Annotated in this window: 20 protein-coding genes; 15 read left to right on the forward strand and 5 right to left on the reverse strand. The window is 73.0% G+C overall.

The features are described 5' to 3' along the window. Positions 1-58: 58 nt before the first annotated feature. From JOD51_RS00370 to JOD51_RS00405, 8 genes are all read left to right on the forward strand, one after another. Complete coding sequence (locus tag JOD51_RS00370) at positions 59-853, forward strand: alpha/beta fold hydrolase (RefSeq protein ID WP_204606548.1); 795 nt, start codon at positions 59-61, stop codon at positions 851-853. A 71-nt stretch (positions 854-924) separates the two neighbouring features. Next, a complete protein-coding gene (locus tag JOD51_RS00375) occupies positions 925-2,031 on the forward strand; it encodes a FecCD family ABC transporter permease (RefSeq protein ID WP_204606549.1) in 1,107 nt (368 codons plus the stop codon). Between the two features lie 184 nt (positions 2,032-2,215). Next, positions 2,216-3,166 carry an ABC transporter substrate-binding protein gene (locus tag JOD51_RS00380; protein WP_204606550.1) on the forward strand — a complete coding sequence of 317 codons (951 nt, stop codon included), beginning with the start codon at positions 2,216-2,218 and terminating at the stop codon, positions 3,164-3,166. Next, positions 3,163-3,966 carry an ABC transporter ATP-binding protein gene (locus JOD51_RS00385; protein ID WP_204606551.1) on the forward strand — a complete coding sequence of 268 codons (804 nt, stop codon included), beginning with the start codon at positions 3,163-3,165 and terminating at the stop codon, positions 3,964-3,966. Before JOD51_RS00380 ends, JOD51_RS00385 begins: the two co-directional genes overlap by 4 nt. Beyond that, positions 3,963-4,772: a class I SAM-dependent methyltransferase gene (locus JOD51_RS00390; protein WP_204606552.1), complete on the forward strand. Its 810-nt coding sequence runs from the start codon at positions 3,963-3,965 to the stop codon at positions 4,770-4,772. The genes JOD51_RS00385 and JOD51_RS00390 overlap by 4 nt, the downstream gene beginning before the upstream one ends. A 25-nt stretch (positions 4,773-4,797) precedes the next feature. Then, positions 4,798-5,337 carry a GNAT family N-acetyltransferase gene (locus JOD51_RS00395; RefSeq protein ID WP_204606553.1) on the forward strand — a complete coding sequence of 180 codons (540 nt, stop codon included), beginning with the start codon at positions 4,798-4,800 and terminating at the stop codon, positions 5,335-5,337. A gap of 141 nt (positions 5,338-5,478) precedes the next feature. Continuing rightward, on the forward strand, positions 5,479-6,345 hold the full coding sequence (locus tag JOD51_RS00400; protein WP_204606554.1) for an ATP-binding cassette domain-containing protein: 867 nt from the start codon (positions 5,479-5,481) through the stop codon (positions 6,343-6,345). After that, positions 6,342-7,004 carry a hypothetical protein gene (locus tag JOD51_RS00405; protein WP_204606555.1) on the forward strand — a complete coding sequence of 221 codons (663 nt, stop codon included), beginning with the start codon at positions 6,342-6,344 and terminating at the stop codon, positions 7,002-7,004. Before JOD51_RS00400 ends, JOD51_RS00405 begins: the two co-directional genes overlap by 4 nt. Positions 7,005-7,095: 91 nt before the next feature. Here the strand turns inward: JOD51_RS00405 and JOD51_RS00410 are convergent, their stop codons facing one another. Both JOD51_RS00410 and pip read right to left on the reverse strand, forming a co-directional pair. Next, positions 7,096-7,494, reverse strand: a complete 399-nt coding sequence (locus JOD51_RS00410; RefSeq protein ID WP_204606556.1) for a hypothetical protein — start codon at positions 7,492-7,494, stop codon at positions 7,096-7,098. Further along, a complete protein-coding gene (gene pip, locus JOD51_RS00415; RefSeq protein WP_239539741.1) occupies positions 7,491-8,447 on the reverse strand; it encodes a prolyl aminopeptidase in 957 nt (318 codons plus the stop codon). Before pip ends, JOD51_RS00410 begins: the two co-directional genes overlap by 4 nt. A 107-nt stretch (positions 8,448-8,554) precedes the next feature. On the opposite strand from pip, the gene JOD51_RS00420 reads away from it, so the two are divergent. Next, the gene (locus JOD51_RS00420) at positions 8,555-9,757 is read left to right on the forward strand and encodes an FAD-binding domain-containing protein (protein ID WP_204606557.1); all 1,203 of its coding nucleotides are present in this window, start codon (positions 8,555-8,557) and stop codon (positions 9,755-9,757) included. A 67-nt stretch (positions 9,758-9,824) separates the two neighbouring features. Here JOD51_RS00420 and JOD51_RS00425 read toward each other — a convergent pair whose 3' ends face one another. Further along, positions 9,825-10,298 carry an ASCH domain-containing protein gene (locus JOD51_RS00425; protein ID WP_204606558.1) on the reverse strand — a complete coding sequence of 158 codons (474 nt, stop codon included), beginning with the start codon at positions 10,296-10,298 and terminating at the stop codon, positions 9,825-9,827. A 373-nt stretch (positions 10,299-10,671) separates the two neighbouring features. Here JOD51_RS00425 and JOD51_RS00430 point away from each other — a divergent pair, with 373 nt between their 5' ends. From JOD51_RS00430 to JOD51_RS00450, 6 genes are all read left to right on the forward strand, one after another. Next, entirely contained in the window at positions 10,672-11,286 is a 615-nt protein-coding gene (locus JOD51_RS00430; RefSeq protein ID WP_204606559.1) for a TetR/AcrR family transcriptional regulator, read from the forward strand. Then, positions 11,283-11,645, forward strand: coding sequence for a DMT family transporter (locus JOD51_RS00435; RefSeq protein WP_425551835.1), 363 nt, complete (start codon positions 11,283-11,285; stop codon positions 11,643-11,645). Before JOD51_RS00430 ends, JOD51_RS00435 begins: the two co-directional genes overlap by 4 nt. Beyond that, entirely contained in the window at positions 11,645-11,959 is a 315-nt protein-coding gene (locus JOD51_RS00440) for a DMT family transporter (RefSeq protein WP_204606560.1), read from the forward strand. The genes JOD51_RS00435 and JOD51_RS00440 overlap by 1 nt, the downstream gene beginning before the upstream one ends. A 31-nt stretch (positions 11,960-11,990) precedes the next feature. Then, positions 11,991-12,122 (forward strand): hypothetical protein, encoded by a 132-nt coding sequence (locus JOD51_RS17255; protein WP_259558207.1) that lies wholly within the window; start codon positions 11,991-11,993, stop codon positions 12,120-12,122. Positions 12,123-12,225: 103 nt separating this feature from the next. Further along, the gene (locus JOD51_RS00445) at positions 12,226-12,396 is read left to right on the forward strand and encodes a hypothetical protein (RefSeq protein ID WP_204606561.1); all 171 of its coding nucleotides are present in this window, start codon (positions 12,226-12,228) and stop codon (positions 12,394-12,396) included. Continuing rightward, positions 12,389-12,556, forward strand: a complete 168-nt coding sequence (locus tag JOD51_RS00450) for a hypothetical protein (RefSeq protein WP_204606562.1) — start codon at positions 12,389-12,391, stop codon at positions 12,554-12,556. Before JOD51_RS00445 ends, JOD51_RS00450 begins: the two co-directional genes overlap by 8 nt. Here JOD51_RS00450 and JOD51_RS00455 read toward each other — a convergent pair. Then, the gene (locus JOD51_RS00455) at positions 12,553-13,239 is read right to left on the reverse strand and encodes an NAD(P)-dependent oxidoreductase (RefSeq protein WP_204606563.1); all 687 of its coding nucleotides are present in this window, start codon (positions 13,237-13,239) and stop codon (positions 12,553-12,555) included. The genes JOD51_RS00450 and JOD51_RS00455 overlap by 4 nt on opposite strands. Then, positions 13,239-14,315, reverse strand: a complete 1,077-nt coding sequence (locus JOD51_RS00460) for a zinc-binding alcohol dehydrogenase family protein (protein ID WP_204606564.1) — start codon at positions 14,313-14,315, stop codon at positions 13,239-13,241. Before JOD51_RS00460 ends, JOD51_RS00455 begins: the two co-directional genes overlap by 1 nt. Positions 14,316-14,344: the final 29 nt, after the last annotated feature.

The raw sequence follows: 14,344 nt of genomic DNA on the forward strand, positions 1-14,344 counted from the left end.
CATCGGGGGGAGTGGCCCGGGATCGGTGCCTCTCAAAGCATTCCCTAGGCTCGTATCCGTGGAAGCGACGACGCGCACGGTCACCACCGCCGACGGAACCGAGATCGCGACGCTGGTGTGGCCGGGCGCCGGCCCGACCGTCGTCGTCCTGCACGGCCTGGCCGGCAGCAGCCGGGAGTTCGTCCCGACGGCAGAGGCCCTCGCCGGCCACTCCGTCGTCCTGGTCGACCAGCGCGGCCACGGCCGGAGCACCAGGCGACCGGCGGACACCTCGCGCGCGGCGTTCGTCGCCGACGTGGTCGCGGTCATCGACGCGCTGACGGCGCCGCCGGTGGTCCTCGTCGGCCAGTCCATGGGGGCGCACACCGCGATGCTCGTGGCGGCCGCTCGGCCGGACCTGGTGCGTGGCCTCGTCCTGCTCGAGGTGGACCAGGGCAGCGGCACGCCGGAGGACCACGCTGCCCTCGGTGCGTTCTTCCGCTCGTGGCCGACGCCGTTCGCCGATCGCGCGGCTGCCCGGGCCGAGCTCGGTGACGGGGCACTCGCGGAGGCCTGGGTCGCCGACCTGGAGGAGCGCCCGGACGGTCTCCACCCCCGCTTCGACGCCGACGTCGTGCAGTCCACGATCGAGGCCGTCGGCACGCCCCGCTGGGCGGAGTGGGAGTCCGTCACGGCCCCGACCCTGGTCCTGTACGCCGACGGTGGCATGTTCACGGCCGAGCAGCAGCAGGAGTTCGTCCGTCGTGGTCGCTCGGTGACCGTGGGGCGGCTCCACGACGCCTCGCACGACGCGCACCTCGACGCGTTCGACCAGTGGATCGACGCCCTGCGCTCCTGGGTTGCGCTGATGTGAGTCCGTCCCTCGGTTGTGTCTCCTGCGCCCGGATCTGGTACTAATGAGATCCGTTCTCATCAAGGAGACCCATGTCCGAGTCGTTGCCGGCGGTCCGTCCGACGTCCTCGTCGACGCTTCCGGCCGACGGTGTCCTGCTCCTGATGCGCCGCTCCCGTCGTCGCGCAGCGGTCCGGATCACCCTGCTCGTGGCGGTGCTCGCCGTGGTCGCCGTCGCCGCGATGATGATCGGTCCGGTGTCGATCGCTCCGACCCAGGTCATCGGCATCGTGGTCGACCACCTCGGCGGGGTCCGATCGGGTGCCGGGTCCGCATCCGCCGACCAGATCGTCTGGGGCACGCGCGCACCTCGGGTCGCGATGGGGATCATCGCCGGCGCCGTGTTGGCCGCCGGGGGCGCGGTCCTGCAGGCCCTCGTCCGGAACGGCCTGGCCGACCCGTACCTGCTCGGCATCAACTCCGGCGCCAGCACCGGCGTCGCACTCGTGGTCCTGGTCATCGGCGGAGGCGGCGCGCTCCTCTTCTCCGGCGCGGCCCTGGCCGGGGCGATCGGCGCCGTGCTGCTCGTCGTGGCCCTGGCCGGGACCGCCAGCCGTCGCGGTCCGATCCGGCTCGTGCTCGCCGGGCTGGCCGTCGGCTACGCCCTCAACGCGGCGACGAGCTTCCTGGTCTTCTGGAGCGACTCCCCGGAGGCCGCGCGCTCGGTCCTGTTCTGGCTCCTGGGCTCGCTGGGATCGGTGCAGCCGGTCGCGCTCGTCGTCGCAGCAGCGACAGCCGGCCTCGGGCTCGTCGCGCTCGTCGTCATCGCACCGTTCATCGACGCGCTCGCTTCCGGAGACGACTCCGCGCGGTCCGCGGGCATCGACCCCGAACGCGCGCGGATCGGCCTGATGGTCGGTGTCTCGGCGATGGTCGGCGTCATCGTCGCCGCGGTCGGCGGTGTCGGGTTCATCGGCCTCGTCGTCCCGCACCTGGCACGGCGGCTCGTCGGTGGCCGACACCGGGCGGTGCTGCCGGTGTCGGCGTTGCTCGGCGCGGTCCTGCTCGTCGTCGCGGACACGGTCGCACGCACCGTCTTCGCGCCCCAGGAGATCCCCGTCGGGGTCGTGACCGGTGTGCTCGGTGCGCCGTTCCTCCTGGTCCTCCTCCGCCGCACCGCCCCCGCGTCCGCCCCCTGACCGCCCCCCTGGCCGTCCACCCCTCGGTCCACCCCTCGGTCGACCCCTCGGTCGACCCCACACTGGAGAGCACCCCTTGCGAACCCGACCACGAACCCGAACCCGAACCCGAATCCGAAACCGAACCCGGTCCGCCACGGTCCTGACGACGATCGGCCTGCTCGCCACCGCCGCCGTGGTCAGCATGAGCGGCTGCGCGGCATCGTCCAGCGCCACCGAACCGACCACGAGCCCGAACGGCGCCGCGCACTTCCCGGTCACGATCGAGAACTGCGGCACCCCCGTGACGATCACCGCGGCCCCGCGCCGCATCGTGCTCGTCAACAACGACGAACTCCCGAAGCTCCAGGCACTCCGTGCCGTCGACCGGATCGTCGGCATCACCGCACCACTCGCCCCCGACCTGTACGCGAAGCAGACCTACCGCGACCTCGCGCACCTGCACGTGCTGTCGACGAAGCAGACCTCGACCGGTGGGTCCGTCGTGTCGCAGGAGAGCCTCCTCGGAGCGAAGCCCGACCTGGTGATCGCCCCCGCGAACGCCGTCGACCGGGACGCACTGCAGGCCGCCGGAATCCCGCTCTACACACCCTCGGCGTACTGCACGGACCCCGGGCCCGAGCTGAGCCGCACGGCGACGTTCGGCCGGGTCTGGAGCGAACTGCGGACGCTCGGCACGGTCCTCGGGCAGCGGGCGCTGGCCGAGGACGCGGTCCAGGCTGGACGCGCCACCTTGTCGAAGCAGTCCGCCGCCACCGACCGCGGGACCGCTGCCGCCCTGTACGTGTCGTCCGGCGGGGGAGTCCTCTCGCCCTACGGCGGCCCGAGCATGGTGACGCCGGTGTTCCGAGCGGTCGGGCTCCACAACGTCTACGCGGACTCGAAGCAGCGGGTCTTCGACGCGAACGTGGAGGACATCATCTCCCGCGACCCGTCGACCATCGTGTTGCTCTACTCGAGCGGGACGGCGCAGGACACCATCGACAGCTTCCGCACGGCACCCGGCGTCTCGGGACTCTCCGCGGTCCGACACCACCGAGTCGTCGCACTCCGCTTCCCCTTCACCGACCCACCCTCGACCCTGTCGGTAGCGGGTCCGGCCGAGCTCGCCCGACAGCTCGACGCGCTCGGGTGATCGCGGCGCACGCCGTCACCGTCCGGGCCGGGCGTCGGGTGCTGCTGGACGGTGTCGACCTCAGCGCGGCGACGGGCTCCGTGACGGGGATCGTCGGGCCCAACGGCAGTGGCAAGACGACGCTGCTCCGCGCACTCCTCCGAGCCGTGCCGGCCGACGACGGTCGCGTCGAGATCGACGGGCAGGACGTCCGACACCGCTCACGCCGGTGGATCGCCCAACGCGTCGCGAGCGTGGCGCAACGGCTCGACCCGGACCCGGCGCTCACCGTGGCCGACGAGGTCGCGCTGGGCGGCCTCGCCCGGGCCGGCCTGCTGGACCGCGGAGGCGCGGGGTCCGACGAGCGGGTCGCCGCAGCCCTCGACGCGGTCGCGCTGGCACACCGAGCCGGCGATCCGTTGGCCGCGCTGTCGGGCGGCGAACTGCAGCGGGTCGGTCTCGCACGTGCGATCGCCCACGGTGCCGACCACGTCCTCCTCGACGAACCGACCAACCACCTCGACCTGCGGCACCGGCTCGAGGTCCTCGAACTCCTGCCGCGCATCGCACCGACGGTCGTCGTCGTCCTGCACGACCTCGAGGTCGCCGCGCGCGTCTGCGACCACCTGGTCGTCCTCGCCGCGGGCCGCGTCGTCGGTGCCGGGCCGCCCGCCGACGTCCTCCGCCCCGCGCTCCTGGACGCCGTGTACGACGTCCACACCACCCGCCGGGACGACCCCGACGGCGACATCCACCTCACGTTCCGCCTGCCCACCCCACCGGCCACCTCCTCGGCCGCTCCGGAAGGACCCACCAGATGACCGACACCACGACCACCACCCCGACGGCCAACCCGGACGACACGGCGCGGGCACGCGACCTGGCGAACCGGTGGGACGCCCAGCAGACCGCCTACATCCGACACCGGGCCGAACGCTTCGCCACGATCGCCCGGGTGGTCGCCGCCGTCTGCGCGGACACGTCCGCTCCGCGGATCCTCGACCTGGCCGGTGGCACCGGCTCGCTCGCGGAAGCAGTGCTCGCCGCCGTCCCCGGCGCCACGGCCGTCGTCGCCGACAAGGACCCGGCCCTCCTCGCGATCGCCGCGGACCTCGCCGCCGCCGACCCTCGGCTCGTGATCGCCGAGGTCGACCTCGCCGACCCGCACTGGGCCGAGCACCCGGCCATCGCCAGCGCGCCGTTCGACGCGGTCGTCAGCTCCACCGCTCTGCACTGGCTCCAGCCGGGAACCCTCGTCGACGTCCTCCGACGCACCGCGGACCTCCTGCACCCCGGCGGCATCCTGCTCAACGGTGACCACCTGTCCTACCAACGGGACGAGAGCACCATGGCTGCCATCGCCGCGGACGACGACGCGGCGACTCAGCGCGAGGGGTTCGCGAGCGGCGCGGACACGTGGGACGCCTGGTGGGCCGCGGTGGCGGAGACGCCGCGCTACGCCGAGGCACTCGCTCGGCGCGACACCGTCTGGGGCGCGGAACTGCACGAGGCACCGCCGAAGGTGACACTCGGGTTCCACGTCGAGTCGCTCCGCAGCGCGGGCTTCGCCGAGGTCGGCACGGTCTGGCAGTACCTCGACGACCACGTCGTGTACGGCGTCCGCTGATGGTCGAGGCGCGAGATGATGCGGTGTGATCTCGCGCCTCGACCTCCCCACCACCGTCCCCACCCGCGGCGCGGCGGTGGTGATCCGTCGCGCGACGCTCGACGACCTCGGGACGATCGTGCGCCTCCTGACCGACGACCCGATCAGCGCCGCTCGCGACGGTGCGTCCGCCGCGTCCGGCCAGGAGGCGCTCCTCGCGCACTCGGAAGCGTTCCGGCAGATCGCGGCGGACCCCGGCAACGACCTCGTCGTCGCGGAGGACGCGGACGGTGTCGTCGTCGGCACCCTGCAGCTCACGCTGATCCCCGGACTGTCCAGGCGGGGGAGTGCGCGGCTGCTCGTCGAGTCGGTCCGGGTCTCGAGCGCGCAGCGCTCCGCGGGGATCGGGAGCGCACTGATGCGCTGGGTCACCGACCAGGCGGCGCCGGCGCTCGCCGTGTCACTCGTGCAGCTGACCTCGGACGCAGCGCGGGTCGACGCCCACCGCTTCTACGAGCGGCTCGGCTTCGTCGCCAGCCACGTCGGCTTCAAGTACGCGGTCGAGCGCCCCGGGAGTGATGCCTGACGACGACCGGCGTGTGCGTGCGTGAGCGCGCGGAGCTGGCGGAGTCGGCTACGGTCTGCTCAGCGCAGCAGATCCAGGGTCCGTGCCCGACCTCCCCGGATTCGGGACGGTCCGGACTCGTCGAGTCGATGGGAATCCAGAGTGAGCCACGAGCCCGTTCTCGCCGCGGTCGGGCTCGGCAAGCGTCTCGGCCGACGCGACGTCTTCTCCGCAGTGGACCTCGAAGTGTGGCCGGGGCAGGTGGTGGGGATCTCCGGCGGCAACGGATCCGGGAAGTCCACGCTGATGCGGGTGCTGAGCGGGACCGCTCACGCGACGGCCGGGGTACTCCGCACCACCACGGCTCCGAAGTCGATCGTCCCGGAGCGGTTCGTGCCCCCTGACCACATGACCCCCCTGAGCTACCTCGTCCACATGGGACGGCTCCGGGGGCAGCGCCGGGCGCACACCGAGCCGCGGGCGCTCGCCCTCCTCGACGAGCTCGGGGTGGCGAACGCGCGCTCGTCCGTGCTCGACGAGCTGTCGAAGGGCAACGCCCAGAAGCTGGCGATCGCGCAGGCGTTCCTGAGCCCCGTGTCCGTCTGCTTCCTGGACGAACCGAACACCGGTCTGGACGACGACACGACGGTGATCGTCAACGCGATGATCGAACGGGCGGTGGCGTCCGGTACTGCGATCATCCTCACCGAGCACGAACTGACGAGAACGATCCGACCGGACGTGCAGTACCGACTGCAGGACGCACGGCTCACCGAGGTCACTCCGGAGCGAGCGCCGTCGACCGGTGCCGCCCTGATCACCCTCCGTCCGTCTGATCGGACTTCGTTGGATCGACTCCGAGCGGCCGCGGCGACCGTGTCGCTGCACCGGGACGAGAACGTGCACGACGACGACGTCTCGTTCACCGTGGAGGCCGGCCGTGTCGACGACTTCCTGCGGACGGCGCTCGATGACGGCTGGTCGGTGCGGGCCGTCGGTCCGGTCCCACCCAGGGGAGGCGGACGGTGATCGCACTTGCCCGGTACGTCCTGGCCCGGTGCCTGGTGTCGCAACGCTGGGTGCCCCCGATCGTGCTGTTCGCCTTGACGATCGGTGTCTTCTCCTCAGCCGGAGGTGACGCGATCGGTACCGGGTCCATCGCAGCGCTGATCCTGTTCCCCGCCACGACCTGGGTCACGATCTCCGCGTTGCACGTCGATGACGTCAGTCAGATCACCATCGTGGGCGTCAGCCACGGGAGCATGGTCCGGGCCCGGATCGCAACGCTGCTGACGTCTTTCGGCTGCGCCTGCTTCCTGGCTGTTCTGAGCGTTGCGTCTGCGATCGCGACGGATCCCGCGCACGGGGCCGCCGGGGGCATCGGGAGGTCGCTCGCCGGGCTCCTGCTCATCAACGGGCTGAGCGCACTGTCCGGAGTCGCACTCGGCCAGGCGTGCGCCCGACCAATGATCCCGCGCGCCGGCCTCTCCTGGACCCTCGCGGTGGGCCTCACGGTCGGGTTGATCGCGATCCCGAAGTCCCCTCTCATCCTCGTCCTGGCCGCACTGTCGGGGGCCGGGCGATCAGCGCCCTGGTCGGAGGCGCTCCCGCCCGCCGGGCTCCTCGTGGTGGGCGACGTGCTCCTGCTCGGACTCACCCTCTGGGCGTACCGTCGCCGATCTCCCTGACACGCACGGCGACGGCCGACCTGCGCCGGATGTGGGCCAGCCGTGACGGCAACGATCCTCTGCCGTCACGAGGATGAGATGGACGCTCGTCTCAGTCGACCAGCAGGCGGACGCCGGTGCTGGTCGTGACCGTCTGGGACAGCAGGTCTGCCGACTGGCGACGGGCGAGCATGCCCCACACACCGTTGGAGACCTCACGCACCGGGGTGTCGTCCGCGACGTCGGACAGGTTCACCACCCAGACGACGGGCTCTTCCCCGCCGGGGTGCGCGAACGCCAGGCGGACCACAAGATCGGTGTCGACCGACGTGGTGCCGAGGACCCGCAACGGTGTCTCGACGAGCGGCGGTGGACCCCCGATCGGGTTGAACGCCCGCGTCCCTGCCGCCGGTGCGGCCAGGGTCCCCGACGGGCGCACGGTCGAGGGTCCGACGTGTCCCCAGTCGTCGGGCAGGAATTCCGCCAGGTGTCGGACCTGCTCCGGCGTCACGAGCCGGACCCCGCGAACCCGTCGAGCGCCGCCGCCAGCGCCGCACTCCCACCCGGCCCGCCGTGCCCCTCGTCCTCGACGATGGTGAGCGTGCTCGCCGGCAGCCCCCGGTGCACACGCCAGGCCGTGACGGCGGGCCCGCTGATGTCCCGCCGTCCGTGCACGAGCGCCGTCGGCACGTGCGCGATCCGGTCCAGGCGCGCGAGCACGGCCTGGTCGCCCGGCAGGAACCCGTCGTTCGCCCAGTAGTGCGTGACGAGGGTGGCGAAGCCCTCGCGCAGCTCCGGACCCAGGTGGCCGCGCTCGCGGAGCGCGGGGTCGTCGAGGGAGACGTGGACGTTCTCCCACCGGTCCCAGGCCTGCGCGGCGTCCGCACGGGCCTCCCGGTCGGGCCCCGCCAGGCGACGTGCGTACGCGTCGACCACGCGCTCACCCGGGAGGCGCTGGCTGGCCTGCTCGAACGCCTCCCACTCCGCCGGGAACACGCGTCCCACGCCTTCGGTGATCCAGTCGACCTCGTCGCGGCTCGTCGTCGTGACGGCCATGAGGGCCAGCGCGCGGACATGTGCGGGGTGCTGCTGCGCGTACGCGAGGGCGAGCGTCGTTCCCCACGAGATCCCGGATACGACCCAGTCCTCGACGCCCAGGTGCTGTCGGACCGCCTCGATGTCGGCGATCAGCCGCTGCGTGGTGTGGTCGGCGAGCCGGTCGCGGGACTCGGTGACGAGGGGGCGGCTCCGGCCGCTGCCGCGCTGGTCGATGCCGATCAGGCGGTACCGGGTCGGGTCGAAGTGCGTCCGGTACCAGCCGCTGCCGAGCGAGCCGCCGGGGCCGCCGTGCAGCCAGAGGGCGGGGACGCCGTCGGGGGCGCCGGACTCCTCCCAGTACAGGGACGTGCCGTCGCCGACGTCGAGCATCCCGGAGGCGGTGGGTTCGGTCCTCGGGTAGGCCATGGCTCGACGGTAGCGGGCGGGTCAGCCCTGCAGGGCCTCGGTCGGCCCGCGGCGCGGAACGCACTGCGCACGGCCGCACCGTCGGAGGTCGCCCGCATGATCAGGGGGTGTTCATCCCCACCAGAGCTGCCGGCCTCGACGCCCTCGACGAGTTCGTCCCCCGCGCCGGCCGGGACTACGCCCGTGACCGCAACGCCGACCTCGGGGCATCGCGGACCAACGTCTCGGGGCTGTCGCCGTACGTGCGCCACCGCCTGGTGACCGAGCACGAGGTCGTCGCAGCCGTCCTCGACCGCCACAGCCTGTCCGCCGCCGAGAAGTTCGTGCAGGAGGTCTTCTGGCGCACCTACTGGAAGGGCTGGCTCGAGCAGAACCCCGAGGTGTGGCGCCGGTACCGGCGGGATGTGGACGGGTTCGCGACCGGGACCCTGCCGACCGGCTACGACGACGCGGTGCACGGCCGGACCGGCATCGACGCGATGGACGCCTGGGCGCGGGAGCTCATCGACACGGGTTACCTCCACAACCACACGCGCATGTGGTTCGCGAGCATCTGGGTCTTCACGCTCGGCATGCCGTGGCAGCTCGGCGCCGACTTCTTCCACCGCCACCTGCTCGACGGCGACGCGGCCTCGAACACCCTGTCGTGGCGGTGGGTCGCCGGGCTGCAGACCGCCGGCAAGACGTACCTGGCGTCGGCGTCGAACATCGCCCGGTACACGGACGGGCGGTTCTCGCCGACCGGTCTGGCCACGACCGCCCGGGCGCTCGTCGAGGAGCCGCTGCCACCGCGCACGCCGATCGCGTCAGACGACGTCGTGGGCACGATCGGCGAGCGGATCGGCCTGCTGCTGCACGAGGAGGACCTCGAGGCGTCGAGCCTGCTCGCCGAGCACCCCCAGCTGACCGCGCCGGTGGCGACGGCGGTCGCAGCGGACCCCGGCGCACGGTCCCCGTTCGCGGTCTCGGACCTCGTCGCGGCCTTCACGGCGACCGCCGTCGACGACGCTGCCGAACGGACGCTGGACACCGGCGGCCGCTCGGCGCAGGTGCTGGCCGACACGCTGCCGTCGACGGTCCTGCGGTGGGCGGAGTCCGAGCAACTCGACACCGTGGTGGTCCCGTACGCACCGGTCGGGCCGGTCCACGAGCGGCTCGGCGCACTACGTGCCGCCCTCGCCGCGGAGGGTGTCGGTCTCGTCACCGTCCGTCGCCGGTGGGACAGTGCGGCGTGGCCGTCCGCGTCCCGCGGGTTCTTCCCGTTCCGGGAGCGCATCCCGGCGCTGGTCCGTCAGCTCGTGGTGGGCTGAGCCCGGCCCACGGACGGGAGGCGCGGTGCCGGCTGGCACCGCGCCTCCCGTCCGTCTCGCGGCCGGGTCAGGCGCTCCGGTCGGGCCAGACCAGGCGGAAGCGCTCGCAGACGACGGGCATGTCCGGCGCCCAGCCCCGCGGGTCCTCGGAGTGCTCACGCCAGTACCGCTCGTGCGAGGCCCGCCAGTAGTCCAGGGTCCGGTCGCCCTCACCCTCGGCCCGGGCGTGCTCGGCGTCGACCTGGTCGAACGGCACGGTCCGGACGTTCGTCGTCACGATGACCGCTCGGGGCTGACCGGTGCCGTCGAGGACGACGCTGTGTTCACCGACCTCGGGCAGGGGTTCCGCGGTCGCCTGGTAGTCCCAGAGCGACGACGCCGTGCCGTCCTTCATGCCGGCCAGGACCAGCGCGAGCAGTTCGTCGGCGTGCTCGGGCGTCGCGCCGAAGCCCCACGCCAGGGGCACCTCGACGGGCAGGTCCCGGGACTCCAGACGGCGGGCGGCCCAGAAGGCGGCCACGGCGGGCGACACTGCGTCCATGGCGCGACCCTAGCGGTGTCGGCTCGGTCGGTGCCAGAGGCCGGTCAGAGCGCTGCCGCGAGGAACCGCAGCTGCTCGGGTGCCACACGCCGCCAGTACGACCAGTCGTGCGCCCCGAGTGTGAAGCTCGACGTGGGCGCCGGCGTGATGCGGTGCACGAGCTGTTCGTCGCCCGGGCAGAAGGCGTCCGCGGTGCAGTGTGCGTCGCGACAGTGTCGGCATCGGACCCCTCCTCCGGTGTGGTGGCGCTGACGTTCCCAGGGCGCACTGGAGAAGGGCTCACGGCGCGCTGCGGAACCCTTCAGCAGACCCCCAGCCCCGAAGTCACTGGGAGACTCGGCCACTTGGCCAAGTCTGACGGTACGGTCGCACCATGACCACCACCCAGGAGCACCGCAGCGTCGAGGAACGCCGCGACCAGCTCGTCGACGCCGCCCTCGCCGTGCTGCGTGACGAGGGCGTCGCCGCCGTCACCACCCGTGCCGTCACGAGCCGTGCCGGCCTGCCGCACGGCGCCTTCCACTACTGCTTCGCCACGAAGCCGGCGCTGTTCCGCGCCGTCCTGGAACGGCAGCTCCGCGCCGCGATGGCCGCCGCCTTCGCCACCGACACCGCCGCACTCGCCCCGGAGGCCCGGATCACCGCCGGCCTCACCGCCCACCTCGACACCACCCGCGCCGACCCCGCGACCGCGCTCGCCCTCGTGGAGCTGTTCGCCCTCGCACGACGTGACCCGGGCCTCCAGGACGTCGCCGACTGGGAGCAGCGCACGTACGTCGACGCCGTGCGTGCCCACCTGGAGGCGTGGACCGACGACCGACGCTTCCGCTGGACCGCACCCCCGGAGACCGTCGCCCGCCTGCTCGTGGCGCTCGCCGACGGCGTCAGCACCGCCTGGCTGCAGGACCGCGACGACGACGCCGCGACCGCGACGATCGCACTCGCCGCCCGGACGACCGCCACCCTGGTGGACGGCGGCGCATCGTGAAGTGGCTGTTCCTGGCTTCCGCGATCGTCGCCGAGGTCACCGCCTCGCTGGCCCTGCAGGCCGCCGTCGACCACCCCGGCTGGTACGCGCTCGTCGTCGTCGGGTACCTGGTGGCGTTCGGGATGCTGGTCCTGGTCCTCCGCCGTGGCATGGGCATCGGCGTCGCGTACGGCATCTGGGGAGCGTCCGGCGTCGCCCTGACCGCGGTGCTGGCGGCGGTGCTGTTCGGGCAGGCGCTCACCCTCGTGATGGGGATCGGCATCACGCTCATCGCCGTCGGGGTGCTGCTCGTCGAGCTCGGCTCGCAGCGAGCGCTGGCAGCACGGTCCGCCGCCGCCCGGAAGCAGGAGGCGCACTGATGGGATGGGTCCTGCTGGCGATCGCGATCGTCTCCGAGGTCGCGGCGACGATCAGCCTGAAGCTCGCCACCGACGGCAAGAAGCGCTTCTACGTCCCCGTCGCGATCGGGTACGTCGTCGCGTTCAGCCTGCTCGCGGTCGCCCTGACCCTGGGGCTGCCGATCGGGGTCGCGTACGGCATCTGGGCGGCGACCGGGGTGGCGCTGACGGCGGTGCTCGGGCGGGTGCTGTTCCGCGAGCCGCTGACCCGGCTGATGCTCGCCGGGATCGGACTCATCATCGTGGGGGTGCTGCTCGTCGAGCTCGGGCACTGAGCCACGGCACCGACTGACCGATGCTGAAGTGGTGCTCGGTGGCGCGATCGTCCTGCTCCTCGCCCTCGCACCGGACGGGGTCGCCGTGGTCGCGGTCGTCGTGGTGGCGGTCATCGGCGGGGCGGGGATCGCCCGGCGGCGACGGCGACGGCGACGGCGCTGAGCATTGCCACATCAGTTGCCATCCCGTAGAAATGAGGACGTTGAAACATCAGCGTCCAGATCCTCACCGTCGGACGCTCCACTGATCCCCGGGAGGGCCGACCGTGTTCACGACCATCACCCCGATCGCGACCCGGGTCGACCCGGCCGACGTCTCGCTGCCGCCGACCCGGTCGATCAGCCTCGGCCGGTGCTGGCAGCCGGCCGCCACCCCGTCCGAGTCCCGGCACCGCGCCGGCGGCCGGGATGCCGGCCAGGGCGGCATCGGTGGCTGATCCGCACGGGATCCGTGCCGCTCGGGCCGACCCGGCGCAGTGGCGGCGGCACGGGCTGACCCCGCCGGAGGACCTGGCGGCCATGGTGACCGCCCGCCTGTGGGGGTCGGCCGAGCCGCGCTACTCCGACTTCTTCCGCGCCGAGACGCGGTTCCGCTAGACCCCCGCCGAAGTCCGGCCCGCAGTCCGGCCCGCACGCTTCCGGTACGCACTGAGGCTCGTCGTGTGCACCGCCGTCGGGTCGTCGAGCAGCCGCAGGTCGTAGTCGGCGCAGTCTCGGAACGTCCCGATGCCCGGCGTCCCCTCGGTCCGTTCGAGCACGCCCTTCGAGGGGCCGTCCGACCCGATGCCGGCGCGGTGCACCATCCACTGCAGGTCCATCGCCTCGTCCGCCAGGTACCGCATCACCGCCTCGTTGTCCCGGTGCTGGCCGTCGTAGCTGCGGGCCACGGTGTTCCGGATCGCCCAGAGTGCCGGCGTCAACCGTCCGTGCGGCGGCGCGCTGAGGGCACCCGCCTGGTACAGGAACCGGCGGACCCCGGTCCGGCGCATCGCCGGCACCAGGCGTCGGACGAACGCCGTGTTCACCATCGCCGTCCGCTGCGCCTGCACGTCACCGAGCAGCGAGACCACCGAGTCGACACCGTCGAGCAGCCCGTCGAGGTCCAGGTCGTCGGTCACCGACCCCCGTCGGACGTCGAGTCCGGCCCGCGGGGGCCCGGCCTTCGCGGGTGTGCGGGCGAGGACGCGGACGTGGTGCCCGGCGGCGAGGGCGAGGTCGGTGAGGTGCCGCCCGGTCTGACCGGTCCCGCCGAACACCAGGATCGTGCGCTGCGACGGCATCAGGCGTCCATCCCGACGACGACCTTGGTCGCCGAGACGCCGTTCCGGAGGGTCTGCAGGGCGGTGGGGAGGGCCTCCAGTCCGTGGCCGACGACCGTCGGCTCGGGTGCCGGACGGAACCGTCCGTCGGCCAGTGCCGCGGGCAGGAAGTCGCGGAAGACCGCCGGCCCGACCGGTGAGACGACGGGGGTGCCGCCCCAGATCGCGGTGACGTGCACGCCGCGGAGCCGTTCGATGCGCGAGCGCACGCTGGTCACCGGGTCCGGGTAGGCGGACGCGATCCGTTTCGTGCCGGGGGTGGAGCGCGCGATGCGCAGGGCGTGTCCGAGCGAGCCCTTGCCGATCGCGACGGTGCCGACCAGGCGCCGTCCGCCGAGCGCTGCGACGACCTGGCGGTCGACGTCGGCGTCGCGGTAGTCGACGACGGTCTCGGCACCGAGGGAGCGGACCAGGTCGTGGTTCGCCCGTCCGGCCGTCGCGACGACGGTGTAGCTGCTGGCGCGGGCGAGCTGGACGGCGTTCATCCCGACGCTCGTCGACGCACCCCAGACGAGCACCACCTCGTCGGCGCGCGCGGCGCCCACCGTCGGGACTGGCAGGCCGAGCTGGTCGGTCTCGTAGAGCCCGGCGGCGGCCGTCGCGAGTGCCAGCGGCAGGACCGCGGCGCGGTCGAAGGCGACGTCGGCCGGGAGGCGCGTGGTGACGCGCTCGAGGACCGTCACGTACCGCTGGAACCCGCCTTCCGACGCGCGGTTCCGGGCCTTCTCCTGTCCGGCGGCGAACGCGGTCACCCGGTCGCCGACCCGGAGGTCCGTGACGTCGGGGCCGACCGCGACGACCTCACCGGCGACGTCGCTGCCGAGGACGGTCGGGAACCGCACCCACGGGGAGACGAGTCGGCGGAGCGGGCCGGTGATGGCGTCGACGGGGTTCACCGCGATCGCCCGGACCCGGACGACGAGCTCGCCGGCGCCGGGGGTGGGCATCGGAGTGGGGCGCACCACGAAGGGGCCGCCCGGGCCGAGCAGGAACAGGGCCTCGTTCTGCGGCGTGGTGGTGGGGTCGGCGGTGGTCATGCGAGCTCCTCGCTCTTCGATGTCATGTG

The organism is Curtobacterium herbarum, assembly GCF_016907335.1.
Taxonomy (GTDB): domain Bacteria; phylum Actinomycetota; class Actinomycetes; order Actinomycetales; family Microbacteriaceae; genus Curtobacterium; species Curtobacterium herbarum.